This is a genomic window from Elioraea tepida (genome assembly GCF_019203965.1).
In the GTDB taxonomy this organism is placed as follows: Bacteria; Pseudomonadota; Alphaproteobacteria; order Acetobacterales; family Acetobacteraceae; genus Elioraea_A; species Elioraea_A tepida.
Genome location: NZ_CP076448.1, coordinates 3020011 through 3041024, shown reverse-complemented (window position 1 = coordinate 3041024; position 21014 = coordinate 3020011). Strand labels below are relative to the sequence as shown.

The 21014-nt window shown below is 69.8% G+C and carries 24 protein-coding genes; 15 read left to right on the top strand and 9 right to left on the bottom strand.

Annotation, left to right across the window (positions count from 1 at the left end; genetic code table 11):
* Window positions 1-3 precede the first annotated feature (3 nt).
* Window positions 4-699, top strand: a complete 696-nt coding sequence (locus KO353_RS14605) for a TVP38/TMEM64 family protein (RefSeq protein WP_218285511.1) — start codon at window positions 4-6, stop codon at window positions 697-699.
* Between the two features lie 7 nt (window positions 700-706).
* Here the strand turns inward: KO353_RS14605 and KO353_RS14600 are convergent, their stop codons facing one another.
* The gene (locus tag KO353_RS14600; RefSeq protein ID WP_218285510.1) at window positions 707-973 is read right to left on the bottom strand and encodes an usg protein; all 267 of its coding nucleotides are present in this window, start codon (window positions 971-973) and stop codon (window positions 707-709) included.
* 263 nt (window positions 974-1236) lie between these two features.
* Between KO353_RS14600 and groES the strand changes: the two genes are divergently transcribed.
* The 10 genes from groES to KO353_RS14550 all read left to right on the top strand — a co-directional run bounded on the left by groES (window position 1237) and on the right by KO353_RS14550 (window position 11350).
* Window positions 1237-1551: a co-chaperone GroES gene (gene groES, locus KO353_RS14595; protein ID WP_218285509.1), complete on the top strand. Its 315-nt coding sequence runs from the start codon at window positions 1237-1239 to the stop codon at window positions 1549-1551.
* A 59-nt stretch (window positions 1552-1610) separates the two neighbouring features.
* Window positions 1611-3248, top strand: coding sequence for a chaperonin GroEL (gene groL / locus KO353_RS14590; RefSeq protein WP_218285508.1), 1638 nt, complete (start codon window positions 1611-1613; stop codon window positions 3246-3248).
* A gap of 290 nt (window positions 3249-3538) precedes the next feature.
* Entirely contained in the window at window positions 3539-3742 is a 204-nt protein-coding gene (locus tag KO353_RS14585; protein ID WP_218285507.1) for a cold-shock protein, read from the top strand.
* A gap of 322 nt (window positions 3743-4064) precedes the next feature.
* Window positions 4065-4268 (top strand): cold-shock protein, encoded by a 204-nt coding sequence (locus KO353_RS14580; protein ID WP_218285506.1) that lies wholly within the window; start codon window positions 4065-4067, stop codon window positions 4266-4268.
* 276 nt (window positions 4269-4544) lie between these two features.
* Window positions 4545-5765 carry an MFS transporter gene (locus KO353_RS14575; protein ID WP_218285505.1) on the top strand — a complete coding sequence of 407 codons (1221 nt, stop codon included), beginning with the start codon at window positions 4545-4547 and terminating at the stop codon, window positions 5763-5765.
* Between the two features lie 415 nt (window positions 5766-6180).
* The gene (locus KO353_RS14570; RefSeq protein WP_218285504.1) at window positions 6181-7248 is read left to right on the top strand and encodes a radical SAM/SPASM domain-containing protein; all 1068 of its coding nucleotides are present in this window, start codon (window positions 6181-6183) and stop codon (window positions 7246-7248) included.
* Window positions 7245-8468, top strand: a complete 1224-nt coding sequence (locus KO353_RS14565) for an ABC transporter substrate-binding protein (RefSeq protein ID WP_218285503.1) — start codon at window positions 7245-7247, stop codon at window positions 8466-8468. Before KO353_RS14570 ends, KO353_RS14565 begins: the two co-directional genes overlap by 4 nt.
* The gene (locus tag KO353_RS14560) at window positions 8465-10174 is read left to right on the top strand and encodes an ABC transporter permease (RefSeq protein WP_218285502.1); all 1710 of its coding nucleotides are present in this window, start codon (window positions 8465-8467) and stop codon (window positions 10172-10174) included. The genes KO353_RS14565 and KO353_RS14560 overlap by 4 nt, the downstream gene beginning before the upstream one ends.
* A complete protein-coding gene (locus KO353_RS14555; protein WP_218285501.1) occupies window positions 10171-10863 on the top strand; it encodes an ATP-binding cassette domain-containing protein in 693 nt (230 codons plus the stop codon). The genes KO353_RS14560 and KO353_RS14555 overlap by 4 nt, the downstream gene beginning before the upstream one ends.
* Window positions 10847-11350 carry a rhodanese-like domain-containing protein gene (locus KO353_RS14550; RefSeq protein ID WP_218285500.1) on the top strand — a complete coding sequence of 168 codons (504 nt, stop codon included), beginning with the start codon at window positions 10847-10849 and terminating at the stop codon, window positions 11348-11350. Before KO353_RS14555 ends, KO353_RS14550 begins: the two co-directional genes overlap by 17 nt.
* A gap of 71 nt (window positions 11351-11421) precedes the next feature.
* Here KO353_RS14550 and KO353_RS14545 read toward each other — a convergent pair whose 3' ends face one another.
* The 7 genes from KO353_RS14545 to KO353_RS14515 all read right to left on the bottom strand — a co-directional run bounded on the left by KO353_RS14545 (window position 11422) and on the right by KO353_RS14515 (window position 16278).
* Window positions 11422-12435 (bottom strand): DUF2125 domain-containing protein, encoded by a 1014-nt coding sequence (locus KO353_RS14545; protein ID WP_218285499.1) that lies wholly within the window; start codon window positions 12433-12435, stop codon window positions 11422-11424.
* Window positions 12436-12545: 110 nt separating this feature from the next.
* Complete coding sequence (locus tag KO353_RS14540) at window positions 12546-13331, bottom strand: lysophospholipid acyltransferase family protein (protein ID WP_218285498.1); 786 nt, start codon at window positions 13329-13331, stop codon at window positions 12546-12548.
* Window positions 13332-13356: 25 nt separating this feature from the next.
* Window positions 13357-13737: a gamma-butyrobetaine hydroxylase-like domain-containing protein gene (locus KO353_RS14535; RefSeq protein ID WP_218285497.1), complete on the bottom strand. Its 381-nt coding sequence runs from the start codon at window positions 13735-13737 to the stop codon at window positions 13357-13359.
* A gap of 11 nt (window positions 13738-13748) precedes the next feature.
* Window positions 13749-13961, bottom strand: a complete 213-nt coding sequence (locus tag KO353_RS14530) for a Trm112 family protein (protein WP_218285496.1) — start codon at window positions 13959-13961, stop codon at window positions 13749-13751.
* Window positions 13958-14629 (bottom strand): LON peptidase substrate-binding domain-containing protein, encoded by a 672-nt coding sequence (locus KO353_RS14525; RefSeq protein ID WP_218285495.1) that lies wholly within the window; start codon window positions 14627-14629, stop codon window positions 13958-13960. The genes KO353_RS14530 and KO353_RS14525 overlap by 4 nt, the downstream gene beginning before the upstream one ends.
* A 25-nt stretch (window positions 14630-14654) precedes the next feature.
* Window positions 14655-15626 (bottom strand): thioredoxin family protein, encoded by a 972-nt coding sequence (locus KO353_RS14520; protein ID WP_218285494.1) that lies wholly within the window; start codon window positions 15624-15626, stop codon window positions 14655-14657.
* 121 nt (window positions 15627-15747) lie between these two features.
* Entirely contained in the window at window positions 15748-16278 is a 531-nt protein-coding gene (locus tag KO353_RS14515) for a prolyl-tRNA synthetase associated domain-containing protein (protein ID WP_218285493.1), read from the bottom strand.
* An 81-nt stretch (window positions 16279-16359) separates the two neighbouring features.
* Here KO353_RS14515 and KO353_RS14510 point away from each other — a divergent pair, with 81 nt between their 5' ends.
* From KO353_RS14510 to KO353_RS14495, 4 genes are all read left to right on the top strand, one after another.
* Entirely contained in the window at window positions 16360-16791 is a 432-nt protein-coding gene (locus KO353_RS14510) for a response regulator (protein ID WP_218285492.1), read from the top strand.
* Window positions 16788-17903 carry a protein-glutamate methylesterase/protein-glutamine glutaminase gene (locus KO353_RS14505; protein ID WP_218285491.1) on the top strand — a complete coding sequence of 372 codons (1116 nt, stop codon included), beginning with the start codon at window positions 16788-16790 and terminating at the stop codon, window positions 17901-17903. The genes KO353_RS14510 and KO353_RS14505 overlap by 4 nt, the downstream gene beginning before the upstream one ends.
* On the top strand, window positions 17900-18733 hold the full coding sequence (locus tag KO353_RS14500) for a CheR family methyltransferase (RefSeq protein ID WP_218285490.1): 834 nt from the start codon (window positions 17900-17902) through the stop codon (window positions 18731-18733). The genes KO353_RS14505 and KO353_RS14500 overlap by 4 nt, the downstream gene beginning before the upstream one ends.
* A gap of 62 nt (window positions 18734-18795) precedes the next feature.
* Window positions 18796-20007, top strand: coding sequence for a Zn-dependent hydrolase (locus tag KO353_RS14495; RefSeq protein WP_218285489.1), 1212 nt, complete (start codon window positions 18796-18798; stop codon window positions 20005-20007).
* On the opposite strand, the gene KO353_RS14490 is transcribed toward KO353_RS14495, so the two are convergent.
* Complete coding sequence (locus KO353_RS14490; protein ID WP_218285488.1) at window positions 19998-21011, bottom strand: cytochrome d ubiquinol oxidase subunit II; 1014 nt, start codon at window positions 21009-21011, stop codon at window positions 19998-20000. The genes KO353_RS14495 and KO353_RS14490 overlap by 10 nt on opposite strands.
* Window positions 21012-21014: the final 3 nt, after the last annotated feature.

Genomic DNA, 21014 nt, shown 5'->3' with positions numbered 1-21014 from the left:
CGGGTGCGCCTCGCCCGGCTTGGCAAGCCGATCCTGCTGCTCGGCGGCTTGATCGCAGCCGGCGTGCTGTTGCGCGCGTTGCGCGAGTGGGGCGTGCTCGACCCGGGCTTCCTCGGCCGAGCGACGGCCCGACTCGGCATCCCCGGCGAGCTCGTCTTCGTGGTCCTCGGCGCGGCGGCCTGCATGGTCGGGGTGCCGCGTCAGGCGGTCGCCTTCGCGGGCGGGACGGCCTTCGGCGCTCTGATGGGGTCGCTGCTCGGGCTTGCGGCCATGGTGATCGGGTGTGCTGGCTCCTTCCTGTGGGCGCGCGCCGTCGGGCGGGAGTGGGCCAGGCGGCGAATCGAGCGGGCCTTTTCGGGGCGTCTCGCGAGGCTCGACCGCTTCATCGCCGCGAACCCGTTCACCGCCACGCTCACGCTGAGGCTCCTGCCGGTGGGCAACAACCTTGCCCTCAACCTCCTCGCCGGGCTGTCGGGGGTGCCGCTCGGCCCGTTTCTCTTTGGGTCGGCGATCGGCTACGTCCCGCAGACAGTGGTGTTCGCGCTGCTCGGCAAGGGCGTGCGTGTGGATGGCGCGGTCCAGCTCGCGCTCGGGCTCGCCCTGTTCGCAGGCTCCGCCGCGCTCGGGCTCTGGCTCCTCCGACGCGGACGGCAGGCGCGCGAGGCGGCGGCGGCGGCCGGTCTCAACGACGCGCCCTAGCGCGCGGTCAGTGCAGCGAGAACACGCCTTGGGCGAAGCGGAGCTCCACCGGGCTGATCAGCTCGGCGGAGGCGACGCTCACCGAGTGCAGCTTTCCCTCGATCTCGCGCTGCCAGAAGGCCAGAAAGCGGTTCAGTTCCGGGAACCGGGGGGCGAGGTCGAAGTTCTGCCAGACGAAGGTCTGCAGAAGGCTCGGATGGTCGGGAAGGTGGTAGAGGATCTTCGCGGTCGTCAGCCTGTATCCCTGGAGCTGGCGAGAGAGCGAGACGGTCATATCAGGTTGTTCCTCCATACCTTTGTGTGCTGGCGCCCCATTCCCTGGATCGGGAAGGATGCCAGCAAGAAGCGTGGCACGGAAAGAAAAAACGTCGCGTTATCAGGGTCTTGGCAGCAGATCGCCCGGAGTGCTGCCACCCTTGACTTGGCGCGGGGCTAGGCCTAGATCGTTAGCACTCCTCGGGCGCGAGTGCTAGCAACGGTCAGTTGCCGGTGCGCGCGCACGGGGATGTCCTTGATCAAACGCCAGGAGAGCTCCCGATGAAGTTTCGTCCCCTGCACGACCGTGTGGTGGTGCGCCGCGTGACCGCCGAGGAGAAGACGGCAGGCGGCATCATCATCCCCGACACCGCCAAGGAGAAGCCCATGGAGGGCGAGGTGGTGGCGGTGGGCCCCGGCGCCCGCAACGAGAAGGGCGAGATCGTGGCCCTCGACGTGAAGGTGGGTGACCGCGTTCTGTTCGGTAAGTGGTCCGGCACCGAGGTGAAGATCGACGGCGAAGAGCTGTTGATCATGAAGGAGAGCGACATCATGGGGGTCATCGAGGTCTCGGCCGCGAAGAAGAAGGCCGCCTGATCTCTCGCCGGATGCTCCTCTGACGTCGAAACCCCAATCAGGAACAAGGACGAGAAGACATGCCCGCAAAAGACGTGAAGTTCGGCGCGGATGCGCGCACGCGGATGCTCCGCGGCGTCGACATCCTCGCTGACGCTGTGAAGGTGACGCTGGGGCCCAAGGGCCGCAACGTTGTGCTCGACAAGAGCTTCGGCGCGCCCCGTATCACGAAGGACGGCGTGACGGTCGCGAAGGAGATCGAGCTCGCCGACAAGTTCGAGAACATGGGCGCGCAGATGGTGCGCGAGGTGGCCTCGAAGACCAACGACGTCGCCGGTGACGGCACGACGACGGCCACCGTTCTCGCCCAGGCGATCGTGCGCGAGGGCGCGAAGGCGGTCGCTGCCGGCATGAACCCGATGGACCTCAAGCGCGGCATCGACAAGGCCGTGGCCGTGGTCGTCGAGGACCTCAAGAAGCGCTCGAAGAAGATCTCGACCTCTGACGAAGTCGCCGCTGTCGGCACGATTTCGGCCAACGGTGAGCGCGAAATCGGCGAGATGATCGCCAAGGCGATGCAGAAGGTCGGCAACGAGGGCGTGATCACGGTCGAGGAGGCGAAGGGCATCCAGACTGAGCTCGACGTTGTCGAGGGCATGGAGTTCGATCGCGGCTACGTCTCTCCGTATTTCGTCACGAACGCGGAGAAGATGATCGCCGAGCTCGAGAACCCCTACATCCTCATCCACGAGAAGAAGCTCTCGGGCCTGCAGCCGATGCTGCCGCTGCTCGAGGCGGTGGTGCAGAGCGGCAAGCCGCTCCTGATCATTGCCGAGGATGTCGAGGGCGAGGCGCTCGCCACCCTCGTGGTGAACAAGCTGCGCGGCGGGCTCAAGGTCGCGGCCGTGAAGGCGCCTGGCTTCGGTGACCGCCGCAAGGCCATGCTCGAGGACATCGCGATCCTCACCGGCGGCCAGGTGATCAGCGAGGATCTTGGCATCAAGCTCGAGAACGTCACGCTCAACATGCTCGGCAAGGCCAAGAAGGTCGTGATCGAGAAGGAGAGCACGCTGATCGTCGAGGGTGCCGGCAAGAAGGCCGACATCCAGGGCCGCTGCAACCAGATCAAGGCGCAGATCGAGGAGACCACCTCCGACTACGACCGCGAGAAGCTGCAGGAGCGGCTTGCCAAGCTCGCGGGCGGCGTGGCCGTGATCCGTGTGGGCGGCTCGACCGAGGTTGAGGTGAAGGAGCGCAAGGACCGGGTGGACGACGCCCTGCATGCGACCCGTGCGGCGGTCGAGGAGGGCATCGTTCCGGGTGGTGGCACCGCGCTTGCCCGCGCGAGCCAGATCCTGTCCAAGGTCAAGGTCGACAACGATGACCAGCGCTACGGCATCGAGATCGTCCGCAAGGCGATCACGGCGCCGCTGCGCCAGATCAGCGCCAATGCTGGTGAGGACGGTGCGGTCATCCTCGGCAAGGTGCTCGACAACGACGACTACAACTTCGGCTTCGACGCCCAGACCGGCGAGTTCAAGGACCTCGTGAAGGCCGGCATCATCGACCCGACCAAGGTCGTGCGCACGGCACTTCAGGATGCCGCGTCGGTCGCCTCGCTGCTCATCACCACCGAGGCGATGGTCGCCGAGCGTCCGGAGAAGAAGACCCCGCCGGCCGGTGGCGCTGGCGCCGGCATGGGCGACATGGACTTCTGATCGCCCCAGGATGGCCCGGGCGACCGGGCCATCGCCTGCCGGATCAGGTCGAGGGGGCGCTCCGATGGGGCGCCCCCTTTTCGCATGGCTGGTCGGCAAGCGGCCGATTGTGCTTGACCCGTCCGCTGCGACCTGCGCACATGGCAATGCAATCGTGCGTTTCGCGCGTTCGGCCTTGGCGGAACTCCGGCTCACACCGGGCTCCTCGACCTTCGCTTCCGAAAATCCCGGTTGTTCCGACGTCAGGCGATGTTCGCCCGACGTGACGTGCTGTTCCAAAGGAGGGCCACATGGCCACAGGCACCGTGAAATGGTTCAACGCCCAGAAGGGCTTCGGCTTCATCGTCCCCGACCAGGGCGGGAGGGATGTGTTCGTGCACATCACCGCCGTCCAGGCGGCAGGCCTCCCGGGCCTCAGCGAGGGCCAGAAGGTGGGCTTCGAGGTCTCGATGGAGCGCGGCAAGGCAGCGGCCGCGATGCTGCGCGCCATCTGACCGGCAGCGCCCCGGCCACGCGGCCGTGGCGGAACCGATCGGGGGCCATCCGCGGATGGCCCCCTTTTCGTTTCTGCCGCCCCGCCGTGCTCATCGTCACGCCCCCGCCCGCCGCTTGGCGGCCGCGATGCCGTGCGATTGTGGTTGACCGGCGGGCGAAACCCTGCGCGTGTTGGTGGCGCAATCGCGTTTGGCTCGACTGACCGATCGGCTCTCCGGACCACGAGGCTACCGGGCGCCTGAGGCTCACTCCCCGAACACCCGGTTGTCTCCCGCCGTGCGGCGGTCGCGCGGCGTCACGTCAAGCGAAGGAGCGCCAGAGATGGCCACCGGAATCGTCAAGTGGTTCAACCCGACCAAGGGCTACGGTTTCATCGTGCCCGACCAGGGCGGCAAGGATGTGTTCGTGCACATCACCGCCGTTCAGGCCGCCGGTCTCTCGGGCCTGAACGAGGGCCAGAGGGTCAGCTTCGAGGTCTCGATGGAGCGCGGCAAGCCGGCTGCGACAAACCTCCGCTCGGCTTGAGCCGTTCCCTGGTCTGCTGACGAGGGCCGCCCCGGCAAGGGGCGGCCCTTCGCGTTTCGCGAGGCGTCGGCAGGGCGCAGGCACGCCATACGAGCGCGCGGCGCGGCCGGTCCGACCGCTCGACGCGTCGCGAGCAACGGAAGGCGGTTCGCCTTCAGCACGCCCGACCAGAGATCGCGCGCGCATCGCGCCACGCTCCCCCCGTGTCCGCCTTCGCCATGGGGGCAGCTCTGCCCGCACGGCCGGTTCCCGGCGTGCGCGGTCTGCTCTAGCCTGATGGACGTGTCCTCCTCTACGCCTGCCGCCGCGGCACCGCCCCCGAAGCCTGCCGCGAGCCTGCCGATCATCCTGTCGCTCAGCTTCTGCCACCTCCTGAACGACACGATGCAGTCGCTGCTGCCGGCGCTCTACCCGATCCTCAAGGACGCCTATGCGCTCGACTTCGCCGAGATCGGGCTGCTCACCCTCGCCTTCCAGTGCACGGCCTCGCTCCTGCAACCCGCCGTTGGCCTCTACACGGACCGCACGCCGCTCCCCTACTCGATGACAGGGGGCATGGTCGCCACGCTTGCGGGCCTCGTCCTTCTCTCGACGGCAGATGCCTACCCGCTTCTCGTGTTCGCGGCGATGCTGGTCGGCTGCGGGTCGGCGGTGTTCCACCCGGAAGCATCGCGCGTGGCGCGCGCGGCGGCCGGTGGACGCTACGGGCTCGCACAGTCGGTGTTTCAGATGGGGGGCAATACGGGGCAGGCGCTCGGGCCGCTGCTCGCCGCCTTCGTCGTCGTGCCGGTCGGGCAGCGTGGGGTGATCTGGTTCTCGCTGCTCGCGCTCTTCGCCGCACTCATCCTCGCCGGTGTCGGCAGCTGGTATGCGCAGGCGTGGCGCGCGCCTGGCCGAGCAGGGGCCGCGCTGCCCGCGCGCGCCGGCCGTCGCACGGTGCTGGTCGGCCTCGCCGTGCTCGTGGTGCTGATCTTCTCGAAGAATTTCTATTCGGCGGCGCTGACGAGCTACTTCACCTTCTACCTGATCGAGACCTTCGGCGTGTCGGTGCAGACGGCGCAGCTTTTCCTGTTCGCGCACATGGCAGGGCTCGCGGCCGGGCTGGTGCTCGGCGGCTGGGTCGGGGACCGGGTCGGCCGGGCCCCGGTGATCTGGTTCTCCATCCTCGGCGCGCTTCCCTTCACGCTCGCGCTTCCCTACGCCACCCTGTTCTGGACCGGCGTGCTCGCGGTGGTGATCGGCATCATCACTTCGTCGGCCTTCTCCGCCATCCTCGTCTATGCACAGGACCTGCTGCCCGGCCGCGTCGGCTTCGTCTCAGGCATGTTCTTCGGCTTCTCCTTCGGTCTTGGCGGCATCGCCGCCGCCGCTCTCGGCGTGCTCGCGGACGCGACGAGCATCGGCACCGTCTATCGCCTCGTCTCCTTTCTGCCGCTGCTCGGGCTTGCGACCGCGTTTCTGCCGCGGCTCGATCGCGCTTATGCGGGGGTGCGATAGGCTCTGCGGAAGGGCTCGCGGCAGCCGCGGCGCACGCCACCATCAGCGGCAGAGGTCTGGCCCCCCTCGCCGGTCCTACGGGCGGGGCGAGCGGCGCGAGGCGCGGCCTCGGCGTGCACTCCGGGCCGCCTGGACCGCGCCGCGATTCGCGCGTCTCGGCGCCCGAGGCACACAACATCCTCCTGAGGAAGCCAGCACGCGCTGTTCGCTCCGCCCGTCACTCGGGCGACTCACCGCCTCGCGGTCACACGGCACGCGCCGCGCCGGCACGGCGGCGAGGGAGGCGCGTTCGGCCGCTGCGGTCGCGGGTGTGTCCATTGCGCCGAGGCAGGCCGGCCGGACATGGGGCAAAAGTGCTGGAACCGCCGGGCCAACTCGTGCGACTCAACGCCCCGCGATGCCGTATGGAGGTAACGTGGAGTCGATCTACTGGGTCTTGGCCTGGGCCTGCCATCGGAAATGCCGTCATTGCTACGAGGATCGTTTCCGGCCCTATGTGCGCGGCGCTCTCGAGGCGGTGGTCGCGGAAGCCGAGCGAAACGCGCCGAAGGTCATCGCCAATCTCCCCCCGGAGATGACCTATCTCGACCTCAACGACCCAAGGCCTGACGGCACGCTGCCGCGGAAGACGGGTCGGATCATCCTCTCGGGCGGCGAGTGCCTGATGGACCCGGTGCGCGAGCGCGTCACCTATCCCGTGATCGAGGAGCTCGCGGCGAAGTATCGTGACCGGGGCGGGGTGAAGATCATCGTCCAGACCACCGGCGATCTCCTCACCCCCGCCATGATCGATGACCTCCTCCGCCGCGGCGTGTGGATGATCTCGGTCGCCTCGATCGACGACTACCACGTCGGCCTCGAAGGCGAGGCGAAGCAGCAGGCGTTCATCGCCTCGCTCAGCGCGCTGTTCGAGGCGGCGGGCCTGCGCCGCAGCGGGGTCGCGACCACGCACCGGAACTGGCTCGATGAACCCGGGCCCCTCTATTCGTTCTTCGGCGCCTCGCCCGACGCGTGGATCGGCAAGATCTGGCCGCGCGGCCGCGGCTGGCAGAACGGCCTCTCCACCGCCACGCTCGCCGACAATTTCTGCGCCCGCTGGTCAGGCGCGATGAATTTCCTCAACCACGGCTATTCCGGCTCGGAGGTGAGCATCGAGCCCGACGGGTCGGTCTATCCCTGCTGCCTCAAGACGAAGCTTCCCATCGGCAACCTTACCGAGGAAGGGCTGATCGAGATCCTCGACAGCCTTGCGGGCGACCCGGTCTACGAGGCGCTGAATGCCGGGCAGCCGCAGCGCATGGGGCTCAGCTACGGCTGGTCGGTCGAGACCTTCCTCGAGAAATCGCGCACCACCGATCCGAAGGGACGCCCTTATGCCAATCTCTGCATCGGCTGCGACCGTTTCCACGAGGAGGTTCTGAAGCCTCGGATCGAGGCCGCCGCCGCTGTGCGTCGGCGCGAGCGGAGGGTAGCGGTGGCATGAAGCGGCTCGGCAGGCGCGCGTTTCTCTCGGCCACGCTCGCCGCACCCGCCGCGGCGGTCGCGCAGACACCCGGGCACCCGCTGCTTGCCACCCCGTGGCCCGACGTCGTCGCCGCCGCGCGTGGGCAGACCGTGTTCTGGAACGCCTGGGGCGGGGATGACCGGACGAACGGGTTCATCGCCTGGGCGAACGATCGTGTCTCAGAACGATACGGGGTGCGGATCCAGCATGTGCGCCTGCGCGACACGGCCGAGGCGGTGGCGCGCGTGGTCGCGGAGAAGTCGGCCGGCCGCGAGCAGGGCGGCTCGGTCGATCTCGTCTGGATCAACGGGCCGAACTTCCTCGCGATGAAGGAAGCGGGGCTGCTGTTCGGCCCCTTCGTCCACCGTCTGCCCAACGCGCGCTTCATCGACACCGAGGGCAAGCCCGCAACGGTGACCGACTTCACCGTGCCGGTCGAAGGCCTCGCCGCGCCGTGGCGCATGGCGCAGATCGTCTTCGTCTACAACAGCGCGACGGTGCGCGACCCGCCGCGCTCGATCCCGGCGATGCTCGCCTGGGCACGCGCCAATCCGGGCCGGCTCACGCACCCGACCGCGCGAAACTTCCTCGGCGCCACCTTCCTCAAACAGGCTCTCTATGAGCTCGCGCCCGATCCCTCCGTGCTGCTCGCACCTGCCACCGACACGGCCTTCGCCGCGGCAACTGCGCCGCTCTGGGCGTGGTACGACGCGCTCCGCCCGCATCTGTGGCGCAGCGGACGGCAGTTCCCCGACAACGGGCCGGCGCAGCGCGCGCTGATGAACGACGGCGAGATCGACATCATGATCTCCTTCAACCCGTCCGAGGCCTCGACCGCGATCGCCAACGGGCAACTCCCCCCTTCCGTGCGCACCTTCGTGCTCGAGCGCGGCACCATCGGCAATGCGAGCTTCGTCGCGATCCCCTTCAACGCCGCCCACAAGGAGGGCGCGATGGTGGTCGCCAACTTCCTCCTGAGCGCGGAGGCGCAGGCGCATGCGCAGGACCCGCGCGTGCTCGGTAGCGTCTCGGTGCTTGCGATCCACCGTCTGCCCCCGGAGGAGCGGGCACGGTTTGAGCTCCTCCCGCGCGGGATCGCGACCCTCGCTGATTCCGAACTCGGCCGCCCGCTGCCGGAGCCGCACCCCTCGTGGATGACCCGGATCGTCGCGGAGTGGGAACGGCGCGTCGCGCGGTGACGCGGGGAGCACGGCAGCGGGGCGGCCCGCTTCGCGCCGCGCCGCTCGTCACGCTCGCCCTGTTCCTCGGCCCGATCCTCGCAGGACTTGCGGGCACGGCGCTTCCCGCCTTCGGCCTTCTTCCCGCCCTCGGCGGAGAGCAGCTCTCGCTCGCGCCCTGGCGTACGCTCCTCGACGCGCCGGGCTTCGCCACATCGCTTCGGCTCACGGTCACGACCGGCTTCGCGGCCACACTGCTCTCGCTCGGGCTCGTCGTGGCGTTCTGCGCCGCCTGCCACGATCGGCCGCTGTTCCGACGCGCCCAGAGCGTGATTGCACCGATGCTCGCGACACCGCATGCGGCGGTCGCGATCGGCTTCGCCTTCCTCGTAGCACCATCGGGGCTGCTCGCGCGCCTTCTCTCTCCCTGGGCGACCGGCTGGACGAGGCCACCGGACATCGCGACGGTGAATGACCGCTCCGGCATCGCGCTCATCGCCGGGCTCGTTCTCAAGGAGGTGCCCTATCTCCTGCTCGCTGCCCTTGCGGCGCTGAACCAGGTGCGCGCTCAGGCCCTGATGCGGGCTGCACGCACGCTCGGCTACGGGCCGGTCACCGGCTGGCTGAAGGTCGTGTTCCCGCTCGTCTATGCGCAGATCAGGCTGCCGGTCTATGCGGTGCTCGCCTTCAGCCTGTCGGTCGTCGACGTCGCGATGGTGCTCGGGCCCGGCACGCCGCCGACACTTGCCGTGCTCGCCATCCGCTGGTTCTCCGACCGAGACCTCTCGCTCTGGTTTCCGGCCTCAGCCGCGGCTCTTCTCCTCGGCTGTGTGGTCGTCGCCTCGATCGCCGTCTGGCACGCGGCGGAGCTCTTCGTGGGGCGGATCGGCAGGCGCTGGGTCGAGTCAGGCAGGCGCGGGGGTGCCGGACGATCAGCCTCATTCCTCGCAACCGGCGCGCTCGGCGTCGTCATCGCGCTGTCGCTTGCCTCGCTCGGCGTGCTCGCGCTCTGGTCCCTCGCCGGCCCTTGGCGTTTCCCCGATGCACTGCCGGGCGGCCTCACGCTCGAGACCTGGCGGGCCCAGGCAGACGCGCTCGCCGCCCCGCTTCGGGCGACCGTCGCGATCGCGGCGCTTGCGACCCTCGCCGCGGTGGCGCTCGCGCTTCTCTGCCTCGAGGCAGAGGCGCGGTTCGGGCTTTCGCCCGGGGCGCGCGCCCTGTGGCTCCTCTACACGCCGCTTCTGTTGCCGCAGCTCGCCTTCCTGTTCGGCCTGCAGGTTCTGTTCGTGCGTGCCGGGATCGACGGCACGCTCGGCGCCGTGGTGTGGGCGCACCTCCTGTTCGTCCTTCCTTACGTGTTCCTCGCGCTTGCCGATCCCTGGCGGGCGATGGACCCGCGGCTTGCGCGCACCGCCGCGGCCCTCGGCGCCGGGCCGTGGCGGGTCTTCCTCGGCGTGAAACTGCCGCTGATGCTCCGCCCCATCCTCACCGCCGCGGCGATCGGCTTCGCCGTTAGCATCGGCCAGTATCTGCCCACCCTCTTCGCCGGAGCCGGCCGGATCACGACCCTCACCACCGAAGCGGTGACCCTCGCCGGCGGGTCGGACAGGCGGATCGTCGGCGCCTATGCCCTGATGCAGGCGCTCCTGCCGCTCGTCGCCTATGCGGCGGCGACCGCCGCTCCGCCGCTCGTCTGGCGCAACCGGCGCGGGCTCGCGGTGGCATGAGCGGGCTCGAGATCACCGGGGCGCGGATCGTGCTCGGCGAGCGGGTGCTCGTCGGCCCGCTCGACCTCGCCGTGCCCAGAGGCGAGATCGTGACGCTGATGGGTCCTTCCGGCTCGGGAAAGTCGAGCCTGCTTGCCTGGGTCTCGGGAACGCTCGACGCTGCCTTTCACGCCGAAGGCACCGTGCGTGTCGATGGCATCGACGTCACGCCCCTCCCGGCACACAGGCGGCGTATCGGGATCTTGTTCCAGGACGATCTCCTCTTCCCGCACCTCTCCGTTGCCGGCAACCTCGCCTTCGGCCTGCCACCCTCGGTGCGTGGCGAAGAGAGACGGGCGCGGATTTCCGCCGCACTCGCGGACGCCGAGCTCGAGGGCTATGCCGAGCGCGACCCGGCCACACTCTCGGGCGGTCAGAGGGCGCGCGTCGCGCTCATGCGCACCCTGCTCGCCGAGCCCCGCGCTCTGCTTCTCGATGAGCCGTTCGGCCGGCTCGACGTCGCACTTCGCGAGCGCATGCGCCGCTTCGTGTTCGAACGCGCCGGACGCCTCGGCCTGCCGGTGCTGATGGTCACGCACGACCCGGACGATGCTGCCTCGGCGGGCGGAGTGGTGCTGCACCTTCTCGCCGGCGGCGCCGTTCGCCGCGCGGAGCGTGACGGGGAAGTCGCCGATGCGCTTCCTGCCTGAGCACTGTGCCGGGCTGCCCGACCCGCGCGATCCCGCGGTGACGCTCGCCCATGTCGAGCAGGCGATCCGCCGCCTCCACCCGGTGCCGCACGTGACGCCTCAGGAGCTCGAGGCGCTGCTTGCCTCGGCCGGCACAGTTCTGTTCGACGTCCGCACCGAAGCGGAGTTCCGTGTCGGTCATCTTCCGGGTGCCATACGGCTTGATCCCGCGATCAAGACTGAGCGGTTCGTCGCCCTCCATGGCGCGGGCTGTGCCGGACGGGTCATCGTCTTCGCCTGTTCCGTGGGCTTGCGCAGCGCACGCCTTGCCGAGCGCGTGGGCCCGGCCCTCTCGGCCTTGGGCCCGGTCAGCGTAGCCAACCTCTTGGGCGGATTGTTCCGCTGGTACGCCGAGGCGAGGCGGCCAGCCCTTCCTGCCCTGCACCCGTTCGACCAGGCATGGGGAACGCTGCTTGAGCGCACCCTCCGGGCTCAGCCGAGCCGCTGATCCGCGAGCGCGGCGCGGCCGGTCGAGAGGGAACGAGAGGCTGCGCGAGCGGCCCCGCTGTGCCGGCGCCTTCAGTCAGGCCAAGCGATCGGCGGCAGACGAGCGAGCGGAATCCGCGCCACCGAGAGCGTCCGGTCCTCGATCGCAAGCGCGAGGTCAACCACACGATCCCCCCCAGCGCCCGGCCGGGACGCAGCGGTGAGCGCAAGCCGTGCCAAGGCCGCCGGCCCACGCGCGATCGCGCCCGACGCGACCAGCTGGTCGAGCGCCGGCCCGAACCCGGAAATGGTCGCCGTGGCGGTTCCGCCCGGCTGAAGCGCCTCGTCGAGCCGGAGCGTCGCCGCACCGCGCACGGAGAGCGGCCCCCAGGCGAGCGAGACATGTTCGAACGCCAGCGCGCCGCCCTGGTCGCGCCAGGTGGCGAGAGCACGCGCGGGCGTCGGTCCGGCAGGCAGGACTCCCCTGAGCGTGACCTGGACAGCGGCCTGAGCGACGCGCTGGCCGAGCGGCCACTGCCGATCAGGCGGCGGCAGCTCGATCCCGAGCGCCTCGGCGGACACCGATGCCACACCGCGGCCGGGCACACGGGCCCGGAACTCTTCGACCGTGAAGGTCCCCTCCGGAGTGTAGAGCACGATGCCGCGGCCAAGCAGCGTGGGGCCAGCGTCGTCGCGAGTGAGCGGGACCTCGGCGCGCAACGCCACGGCATCGATCGGCAGCGGCGGCGCGCCGCCCGCACCCCCCTCGCAGGGGCAGGCAATGTCTATGCCGAGGCTTCGGGGCGCTTGAGGCATGAGAACGAGTGTCGCCTCCCGTGCCCGCCACACGACGGGCAGAGCCGCCCCCCCGGGCAGCAGGAGGCGGCCTGCGTAGCGCAAATCCGGCATGGTCACGCGTGCGGCGAGCGGGTAGCCGCTGCGCCGCAGCGGCGCGTGGCTCACCGAATGTCCGGCGGATCGCTCCGCCGCGATCACCGCCTCCGCCTCGTCGATGAGCCGCCCGGTCGCAGCCCACCAGATCGCGGCATGGACCGCGGCCGCACCGAGGGCAACTCCGCCGACGATCAGGGCAAGGCGACGCAGCATCGAGAGATCATCCACAGCCTGCCCGCGCGGCCCCCATCGTCCACGGGCAGCGTTGAAAGGGCACGGACACTGGCGGATTTCCCCGCAAGAAACGCGGCTCCAGAACCACTTCAGCGAGCATGTTCGTGTGATGGTGGAGCTCGGGCAGCGCCGCTTCCCACAGGTTTATCCACAGGGGTGGAGAGCAGCGCATCACTCGCCGCCTCGATCACCCCCGTGAGCGTGGCCTCGAACAGAGGGCGCGGGAGGCCCGGCGGAATGGGCTCGAGCACGGCGATGGTGATCGTGCCTGGATATTTCAGGAACGAGCGCCGCGGCCAGAAGCGCCCCGAGTCTGTCGCGACCGGGATCACGGGCAGCTTCCCGCGCATGTAGAGGGCCACGACGCCCGGCTGATACGGGTGGGTCTCCGCCGTGCCGGGACGTGCCGCCACGCGCGTTCCTTGCGGGAAGATCACCACCTGCCGACGGTCAGCCCAAGCCGCCTCGGCACCGCGCAGGAGCGTGCGGATCGCCGCCGCCCCGGCGCCGCGATCGACCCCGATCTGCCCGGACCGGGCGGTGAACCAGCCGTAGAAGGGAATGGCGAGCAGCTCCCTCTTCAACACATAGGCCGGCCGCGGCAGAAGCGCGAGCCAGATGATCGTGTCGAAGGCGGACTGGTGCTTCGCCGCGATCAGGGCCGGCCCCTCGGCCGGAAGGTGCTCGGCCCCAGTCACCCGGACCTCGATCCCGGCGAGGACGCGGAGCAGACGCAGCACCTGTCGCGCCCACCAGCGGACGAGAGCGAGCGAGACCTCACGGCGGAGGACAAGAGCGGGCGAGAGCAGCACCCCACCCGCTGCCGTGAAAGCGAAGAAGCAGAGGTTGAACAGAAGCGAGCGGAGAAGGACCATGGTGCCTCCCCTGCCCGTCGGCGTTTCAGCCGCTTCGGCCCGAGGGCGGCGCACGCGGCTCGCGGGAGAGGCTGCGCGCGGCGAGCTCGTCGAGATAGCGCGCCCAGCGCGTCTCGTACTCCGCGCCGAGCGTGCGGAGGTAGTCCCACGAATAGATGCCCGTGTCATGCAGGTCGTCGAAGACGATCCGCACCGCGTAGTTCCCGACCGGCTCGACGCTGAGGATGCCGACATGGCGCCTTCCCCAGACGAGAACCTTCTGGTCGGGTGCATGACCCTGGACCTCTGCCGAGGGGCTCTCAACCCGCAGATACTCGGCCGGAAGCGTGTAGCTCACCCCGTCGTCGAAGGTGACCACGAGCACCTTCTCGGCGCGCTTGAGGCGCAGCTCGGTCGGCACGGGCATCGGCTTTTCCTTCAGCGCGTCGGCGCGGGATCGTCCAGCCGCCGCGCCTCATCGGCGAGCATGATCGGGATCCCGTCGCGGATCGGGTAGGCGAGACCGGCCTGGTCGCTGATCAGTTCGCCGCGGGCACGATCGTACCGGAGCGGCCCCTTGGTGACCGGGCAGACAAGGATCTCGAGCAGCCTCGGGTCGACCGGCGGCGGCTCGGGTATCTCGGCGGTCATGACAATCGCGTCCCTCCCTCCGGCTCCGGCGCGCCATGGGCGCCGATCTCGACGAGCGCGAGCAGCATGTCGGCACGGTCCTGAAGCGTCGGCGCCTCGAGCAGGGCCTGCTTCTCGCGCGGCTCGAACGGGCAGACCATGGCAAGCGTCGTCACGAGCATCGCATCCGGCGTCTCCCGAACTGCGTCCCAATTGGCCTCGATCCGGTTGGCGCGGAAGTAGGCGCGCAACGACTCCTCGAGGCGGGCCCGGTCGAGAACGAGCCTCGGGGTTGCCTCGAGATCTCCGAGATAGGCGGCGTAGTCTGCGCGCACGCGGCGATAGCCGCGCCGCATCGGCAGCTCCTCGGCGACCGAAAAGCGCGCCACGCCGGTAAGCGTGATCAGGAGGCGCCCGTCATCGGTCTCGCTGAAGGAGGAGATCCGCCCGAGGCAACCGACGCGGTAGAGGCTCGGGCCATGCGCCCCGCCCGGCTCGCCGGCGTTCGGCTGAATCATACCGAACATCCGCCCCTGGCAGAGACTGTCCTCCGTCATCGCGAGGTAGCGCGGCTCGAAGATGTTGAGTGGCAGGCGGCCGAGCGGCAGAAGCAGGGCGCCGGTGAGCGGAAAGACGGCGATCTCGGCCGGAAGGTCCGCCGGTTTCGGGGCCCAGGCGTTGCCGCTCATGGCCGGGCTTTCATCGCGCGTGCCGTCAGCTGAACAGGAGCGCCGACAGCCGGCGGCGTGCCGCCACCGTCACCTCGTCGTTCAGGCCCCAGGCCTCGAAGAACTTGAGAAGCTGAAGCCGCGCGGCATCGTCGTTCCAGCCGCGCTGCTTGCGGATGATCTGCAAGAGTTGCTCTGCCGCCTCCTCGCGCCGCCCGAGCGCGTTCAGGGCCACCGCATAGTCGAACCGCGCGGCATGATCGTCGGCGTTGGCGGCAAGCCGCGCCTGGAGTTCGGCAAGCTTCGCCTGGGCCTCGCGCCCTCTCGCGGCCACCTCGAGGGCGGCCTTCACCCCCTGGATCTCGGCGTGGCTCTCGACATTGGCGGGAAGGTTCGCGACCAGCGCCCCCGCCTCGCTCTCCCGCCCCAGAGCGATGAGCGAGCGGCCCATCAGCCCGATCGCTTCGGCATTGTCTGGTTCCTCGGCGAGCAGGGCGCGCAACAGTTCGATCGCCTCCTCGTGCTGCCCCTCCCCGGCGGCCGCCTTCGCCGCTGCGAGCAGGTCCTCCGACGGCATGGTCCCCCCCGCCATCTGCACCACCTGCTCGATCACCTGGCGCACCTGGCTCTCCGGCAGAGCGCCCTGGAACAGCGGCACGAGCTGCCCCTGGATCACGGCCACAACCGTCGGCACCGACTGCACGCGAAGCCCCTGCTGGGCGAGCATCGCGATCAGGCGCGGGTTCTTGTCGATGTCGATCTTGGCGAGACGCACCCGCCCCCCCGCGGACCGAACCACCCTCTCGAGAATGGGGGTGAGCTGCTTGCAGGGCCCGCACCATGTCGCCCAGAAGTCGACGATCACCGGAACCTGCTGGCTCGCCTGGATCACGTCGGCGAGGAAGCTCGCCTCCGTGACGTCCTTGACCGGGTCGGCCTGCCCTGCCGCTGGCGTGCCGTTTGCCTCGGCCTTGCTGGTGCCGCCTGTCGGTTTCGGCGGGTCGAAGATGATGTCCATCTGCCTTCTCTCATGTGCCAGCCGCCCAGCGCACTGGGCGTGCCAGACCTGCCCATAACATGCGCATGCGCGGGGCGCGAACAAGCCCGCGGCGGCCGCCCCGCCCCGAACGGCACCGCTCTCAGCCCGCGTCGGCCTTCAGTGCGGCAACGTCGGCGATGCGTGGCTGGTGCCCCGTGAGCGCGAGGAACCGGCGGAAATCCTCGGCCGACACCGACGTCGTCGCGGTGTTCGTGAGCGGGTGAGCGGTGATCCGCCCCTGCGCCTCCCAGAGCTCCCGGTCGAGGATGAACCCCACACGATGGCCGCGGTCGTTCACCAGGGCGAACGGCGTCACCGCCCCGGGCGTGACGCCGAGGAGGGCCCCGAGCTCCTCGGGCGAGCCAAAGCTCATCCGCGGCAGGCCGAGCGACCGTGCGAGCGCCCCGATCGGCACGCGGCGGTGCTCGAGCAGGGTGGCGAGCCAGAACCGCCCGTCGCGATCCTTGAGAAACAGGTTCTTCACATGTGCCCCGGGGAGGCGCTCGTGGATCCGCTCACGCTTGCTCTCGGCAACGGTGAAAACAGGGGGGTGGCGGATGGTCTCGTGGCGTATGCCAACGCCCTCGAGCCAGGCGAGGAACGCCTCCGGCGTGAGTTGCCCCTGCTGCATGACCGAGTTCTGCAGCCTTAACCAAGGATACGCAATCGCCCGTGCATGCTCGCTCGGCACGACCTGGATGGAGCAGCCGCGATGTCTGAGCAAGCTGGGGCAAGCCTTGGCGCCGGCGTAGGGTCCGGCGCGGTCGCCGAAGGCGGGCGCGGCGTCTGCCTCGTGGTTGACGACAGCCGTCTCGTTCGTCGGATCGCCCGCGGCATCCTCGAGGCGCAGGGCTTCGCCGTGGAGGAGGCGCAGGACGGGGCCGAGGCGCTCGCCGCATGCCGGCGCCGCATGCCGAAGGCCATCCTGCTTGACTGGAACATGCCGGTGATGAACGGCATCGAGTTTCTGCGCGCGCTAAAGGCCGAGTTCGGCGACACGGCCGCGACGGTGGTGTTCTGCACCACCGAAACCGAGATGAGCTTCATTCTCGAGGCGATCGAGGCCGGCGCGAGGGAATACATCATGAAGCCCTTCGACGCCGAGATCATCGCCTCGAAGTTCGCCCAGGCGGGCCTATTGTGACGCCCGTCCAGGCCCCGGCCCCGGCGGCGGCCGAGGCTGCCGCCGACGACCCGCGCGTCCGCGTGCTCGTGTGCGACGACAGCGCCGTGATCCGCGGCCTCATCACGCGCATGCTCGAGAGCGACTCGGAAATCGCCGTGGTCGCGCGCGCCGCCAATGGTCGCGACGCGATCGCGGCCGTGCGCGCGACTCGGCCCGATGTCTGCGTGCTCGACATCGAGATGCCGGTGATGGACGGGCTCGCCGCCCTTCCCGAGCTGCTCCGGGTCGACCCGGAGCTCAAGGTCGTGATGGCGAGCACGCTCACGACGCGCGGCGCCGACATCGCCCTGCGCGCCTTGCGCCTCGGCGCGGCCGACTATGTGCCGAAGCCGACCACGACCGCGGTGATCGCCTCCGAGGCCTCGTTCCGCGACGAGATCGTCGCCAAGGTCAAGGGGTTGGGGCAGCAGCGGCGACGCCTGCGTCGGATCGCCCCGCGGCCGGCGCCGCCGCCCCCGACGCTCCGCCCCCAGAGTGGCGTGTTCCGCCCGGCGGTGGTGGCGATCGGCGCCTCGACCGGCGGCCCGCAGGCCCTGTTCACCCTGTTCTCCGGGCTCGGCCGGTCCGTTCCCGTGCCGCTGCTCGTGACCCAGCACATGCCCGCCACCTTCACCGCCGTGCTCGCCGACCATCTCGACCGCCTCGGCGGCCCGCCCTGCGCCGAAGCCAAAGACGGCGAAACACCCCTGCCCGGCCGGGCCTATCTCGCCCCCGGCGACACGCACCTGACCGTGGTGCAGGACGGGGGCGTCGTGCGGATCCGCCTCTCCAAGGCGCCGCCCGAGAATTTCTGCCGCCCCGCGGTCGACCCGATGCTGCGGAGTGCGGCGGCGGCCTACGCCGGGCGCGTTCTCGTCGTGATGCTGACCGGCATGGGCCAGGACGGGATGAAGGGGGCGGAAGCCGTCGTCGCAGCAGGCGGACGGGTGATCGCCCAGGACGAGGCCACCTCGGTCGTCTGGGGCATGCCCGGGGCGGTCACCCGCGCGGGCCTCGCCTCCGCCGTTCTGCCGCTCGCCTCGATCGCTTCTGCCGTCACCTCGTCCTTCGGGTCCGGAGCGCACGCATGAGCCAGGCCGCCTTCTCCGCCCTCGCCGCCTTTCTGCACGCGCGCTCCGGGCTCGTGCTCGGCCCCGACAAGCTCTACCTCGTCGAGACGCGGCTTGGCGCCCTGATGAAGCGGGAGAAGATCGCCGATCTCGGCGCCCTCGTCGCCAGGATCTCCTCCCCAACCGGAGAGGCGCTGGCGCGCGAGGTGGTCGAGCTGATGACCACCAACGAAACCTTCTTCTTCCGGGACGGAAAGCCCTTCGACCACGTCAAGACGACGGCGCTGAAGCGGCTACACGCGGCACGGCCCCCGGGCCAGCCGATCCGGATCTGGTCGGCCGCCTGCTCGACCGGCCAGGAGGCCTATTCGCTCGCGATGATCGTCGACGAGGCGAGGCCCTGGCTCGGCGACCGGCGCGTCGAAATCATCGGCACCGACCTCTCGCGCGACGTGCTGGCCCGTGCGCGCGAGGGTCTCTACTCGCAGTTCGAGGTGCAGCGCGGCCTGCCGATCCAGATGCTCGTCAAGTACTTCCGGCAGGAGGGCGCGTCCTGGCGCCTGTGCGAGGCAATCCGCGCGATGGTCACCTGGCGCGAGTTCAACCTGCTCGGCGATCTCCGACCGCTCGGGCGGTTCGACATCGTGTTCTGCCGCAACGTTCTGATCTATTTCGACCAGCCGACCAAGGCCAGGGTGCTTGCGGCGATCGCCGCGCAGATGCCCCCCGACGGCGTGCTCTATCTTGGCGGTGCGGAGACCGTGCTCGGCATCACCGACCGGTTCGCAGCCGTTGCCGGAGAGCGCGGCGTCTACGAGCCCGTCGCCGGCCCGCGAACCGCCGCCGCCTGAGCCCCCTCGCCTCTTCGCCTCTCTCGGTGCAGCATCGCCGCCGGATCGGCAGGGAGAGATGAATGGCACGGATCGACGCAGGTCGGCTTCTCGAGGACCTTCACACGCTGCGCGGCTTCGGCCGCTTCCGCACCGGCGTGCATCGCCCGACACTTTCGCCCGAGGACATCGCAAGCCGCCGCTGGCTCGCCGGCCGGCTTGCCGAGGCCGGGCTCGAGCCGCGGATCGACGGCATCGCCTCGGTGTTCGGCTTCACCCGCAACCCGGGGCGACGGCTCCTCATCGGCAGCCACCTCGAGAGCCAGAACGAGGCGGGCTGGCTTGACGGCGCCATGGGCGTGATCTTCGGCCTCGAGGTGGCCCGCGCCCTGCCGCAACTCCCGATCGACGTCGCCGCCTGGGTGGACGAGGAGGGTCACTACGGCAGCTTCCTGGGCTCACGCTCCTTCATCGGAGAGGTGACGGAGGAGGAGATCGACCGCGCCATAAACCGCACCACCGGAGAGAGCATGCGCTCAGGCCTCGAACGCGCCGGCCTCTCGGGCGTTCCGCGCGTGACACTCGACGATCCCTCTCGCTACCTCGGCTATCTTGAGGCGCACATCGAGCAGGGTGACGAGCTCGAGGCGAAGGGGCTCGTTCTCGGCGTCGTCACCTCCATCGTCGCGATCTGGAACTTCCGGATCCGTTTCATCGGCGAGCAGAACCACGCGGGCACCACACGAATGGCCATCCGCAAGGACGCGCGGGTGGCGATGACCCGTCTCGCGAACCGGATCGACGACACGTTCCCCGACGTCATCGCCGAGCGCTCCGTCTGGACCATCGGGCGCATGTCGCTCGACCCGAACGCCCCCTCGATAATCCCCGGTGCGGCGGAGATGAACGTTCAGTTCCGCGACGCCGACCCGGCTGTGCTCGACCGGCTCGAGGCGCATCTCCGCCGCCTCGTCGCCGAGGCGGATGCCGCGGGACCCTGCCGCGTGACCATCGAAGTCGCCTCGAAGACCATCCCGAAGGTGATGGACGCGCGCTTCCAGGACGCTCTTGCGCGGGCAGCGGAGGCGCATGCGCCGGGGCGGTGGCAGCGCATGCCGTCTGGGGCCGGGCATGACGCCCAGGTGCTCGCCCTGCGCATGCCGGCGGGGATGCTGTTCGTTCCCTCGATCGGGGGCATCAGCCACCACTGGACCGAGGACACGAAGGAGGAGGACATCGTCCGCGGCTGCGCCGTGCTCGCCGACGCAGCCGAGGCACTGCTCACTCAGTCGTAGCGCAGGTCCATCGCCTTGCCGCCGAAGACGCGCCACGCGAGCACGGTATAGGCGGCGATGATCGGCATCACCACGAGCGCGCCGGCGAGAATGATCGAGAGGCTCTCCGGCGCGGCTGCGGCTTGCCAGAGCGTGAGCCGTTCGGGCACCACATACGGGAAAAAGCTCCAGGCGAGGCCCGCGAAGGCAAGGCAGAACAGCCCCACCGCGCCCCAGAATGGCAGGCGCCGAAGCGCATCCCCTGGCAGCGGCATGTGACGCAGGAGCGCCGCGAGGCCGGCCACAAGAGCGAGCGTCGCAGCCGGCAACGGCGCGAGCAGGAGGATGTTCGGGAAATCGAACCAGCGGTGGAAGATCCGCTCGCTCGCAACCGGCGTTGCGACCGAGACCGCGACGATCCCGAGCGCCACACCCCAGAGCGACCGCCGCGCCCAGGCCACGGCGCGACGCTGCAGCGCCCCCTCGCAGCGCCAGATCAGCCACGCGGCGCCGATGAAGCTGTAAGCAACCGCCACGCCAATGGCAGAGAGGGCGGCGAAGGCGAGAGCGACGGCGCCCTCGTCGAAGCCGAGCACGTAGCGGCCGAGCATCCAGCCCTGGGTGAGGGCCGCAAGCAGAGAGCCGCCGAAGAAGGCATGGTCCCACCGCCGCTTGTGCTCGGCAGTGGCCGCCTTGGCGCGGAACTCGAACGCCACGCCGCGCAGCGTGAGCCCGAGCAGCATCAGCGCCACAGGTAGGTAAAGGGCGGTGAGGATCTGGCCATGCGCGATCGGGAAGGCGACGAGGAGGAGGCCAACGCCGAGCACGAGCCAGGTCTCGTTCGCATCCCAGAACGGTCCGATCGAGGCCACCATCCGGTCACGCTCGGCTTCGTTCGCCGCCTGGGGAAGGAGCACGCCGACGCCGAGGTCGAACCCGTCAAGCACCACATAGGCGAGGACGGACGCCGCCATCAGCGCGGCGAACACGACCGGCAGGAGATCGGGCGGAAGGAACGGGGTCATCGC

What these genes read in the sequence shown, in the direction of transcription:
- KO353_RS14600 (WP_218285510.1), bottom strand. Translation starts at nt 973, where the DNA reads ATGACCGTCTCGCTCTCTCGCCAGCTCCAGGGATACAGGCTGACGACC.
- groES (WP_218285509.1), top strand. Translation starts at nt 1,237, where the DNA reads ATGAAGTTTCGTCCCCTGCACGACCGTGTGGTGGTGCGCCGCGTGACC.
- groL (WP_218285508.1), top strand. Translation starts at nt 1,611, where the DNA reads ATGCCCGCAAAAGACGTGAAGTTCGGCGCGGATGCGCGCACGCGGATG.
- KO353_RS14585 (WP_218285507.1), top strand. Translation starts at nt 3,539, where the DNA reads ATGGCCACAGGCACCGTGAAATGGTTCAACGCCCAGAAGGGCTTCGGC.
- KO353_RS14580 (WP_218285506.1), top strand. Translation starts at nt 4,065, where the DNA reads ATGGCCACCGGAATCGTCAAGTGGTTCAACCCGACCAAGGGCTACGGT.
- KO353_RS14575 (WP_218285505.1), top strand. Translation starts at nt 4,545, where the DNA reads ATGGACGTGTCCTCCTCTACGCCTGCCGCCGCGGCACCGCCCCCGAAG.
- KO353_RS14565 (WP_218285503.1), top strand. Translation starts at nt 7,245, where the DNA reads ATGAAGCGGCTCGGCAGGCGCGCGTTTCTCTCGGCCACGCTCGCCGCA.
- KO353_RS14555 (WP_218285501.1), top strand. Translation starts at nt 10,171, where the DNA reads ATGAGCGGGCTCGAGATCACCGGGGCGCGGATCGTGCTCGGCGAGCGG.
- KO353_RS14550 (WP_218285500.1), top strand. Translation starts at nt 10,847, where the DNA reads ATGCGCTTCCTGCCTGAGCACTGTGCCGGGCTGCCCGACCCGCGCGAT.
- KO353_RS14545 (WP_218285499.1), bottom strand. Translation starts at nt 12,435, where the DNA reads ATGCTGCGTCGCCTTGCCCTGATCGTCGGCGGAGTTGCCCTCGGTGCG.
- KO353_RS14540 (WP_218285498.1), bottom strand. Translation starts at nt 13,331, where the DNA reads ATGGTCCTTCTCCGCTCGCTTCTGTTCAACCTCTGCTTCTTCGCTTTC.
- KO353_RS14535 (WP_218285497.1), bottom strand. Translation starts at nt 13,737, where the DNA reads ATGCCCGTGCCGACCGAGCTGCGCCTCAAGCGCGCCGAGAAGGTGCTC.
- KO353_RS14530 (WP_218285496.1), bottom strand. Translation starts at nt 13,961, where the DNA reads ATGACCGCCGAGATACCCGAGCCGCCGCCGGTCGACCCGAGGCTGCTC.
- KO353_RS14525 (WP_218285495.1), bottom strand. Translation starts at nt 14,629, where the DNA reads ATGAGCGGCAACGCCTGGGCCCCGAAACCGGCGGACCTTCCGGCCGAG.
- KO353_RS14520 (WP_218285494.1), bottom strand. Translation starts at nt 15,626, where the DNA reads ATGGACATCATCTTCGACCCGCCGAAACCGACAGGCGGCACCAGCAAG.
- KO353_RS14515 (WP_218285493.1), bottom strand. Translation starts at nt 16,278, where the DNA reads ATGCAGCAGGGGCAACTCACGCCGGAGGCGTTCCTCGCCTGGCTCGAG.
- KO353_RS14510 (WP_218285492.1), top strand. Translation starts at nt 16,360, where the DNA reads ATGTCTGAGCAAGCTGGGGCAAGCCTTGGCGCCGGCGTAGGGTCCGGC.
- KO353_RS14500 (WP_218285490.1), top strand. Translation starts at nt 17,900, where the DNA reads ATGAGCCAGGCCGCCTTCTCCGCCCTCGCCGCCTTTCTGCACGCGCGC.
- KO353_RS14495 (WP_218285489.1), top strand. Translation starts at nt 18,796, where the DNA reads ATGGCACGGATCGACGCAGGTCGGCTTCTCGAGGACCTTCACACGCTG.
- KO353_RS14490 (WP_218285488.1), bottom strand. Translation starts at nt 21,011, where the DNA reads ATGACCCCGTTCCTTCCGCCCGATCTCCTGCCGGTCGTGTTCGCCGCG.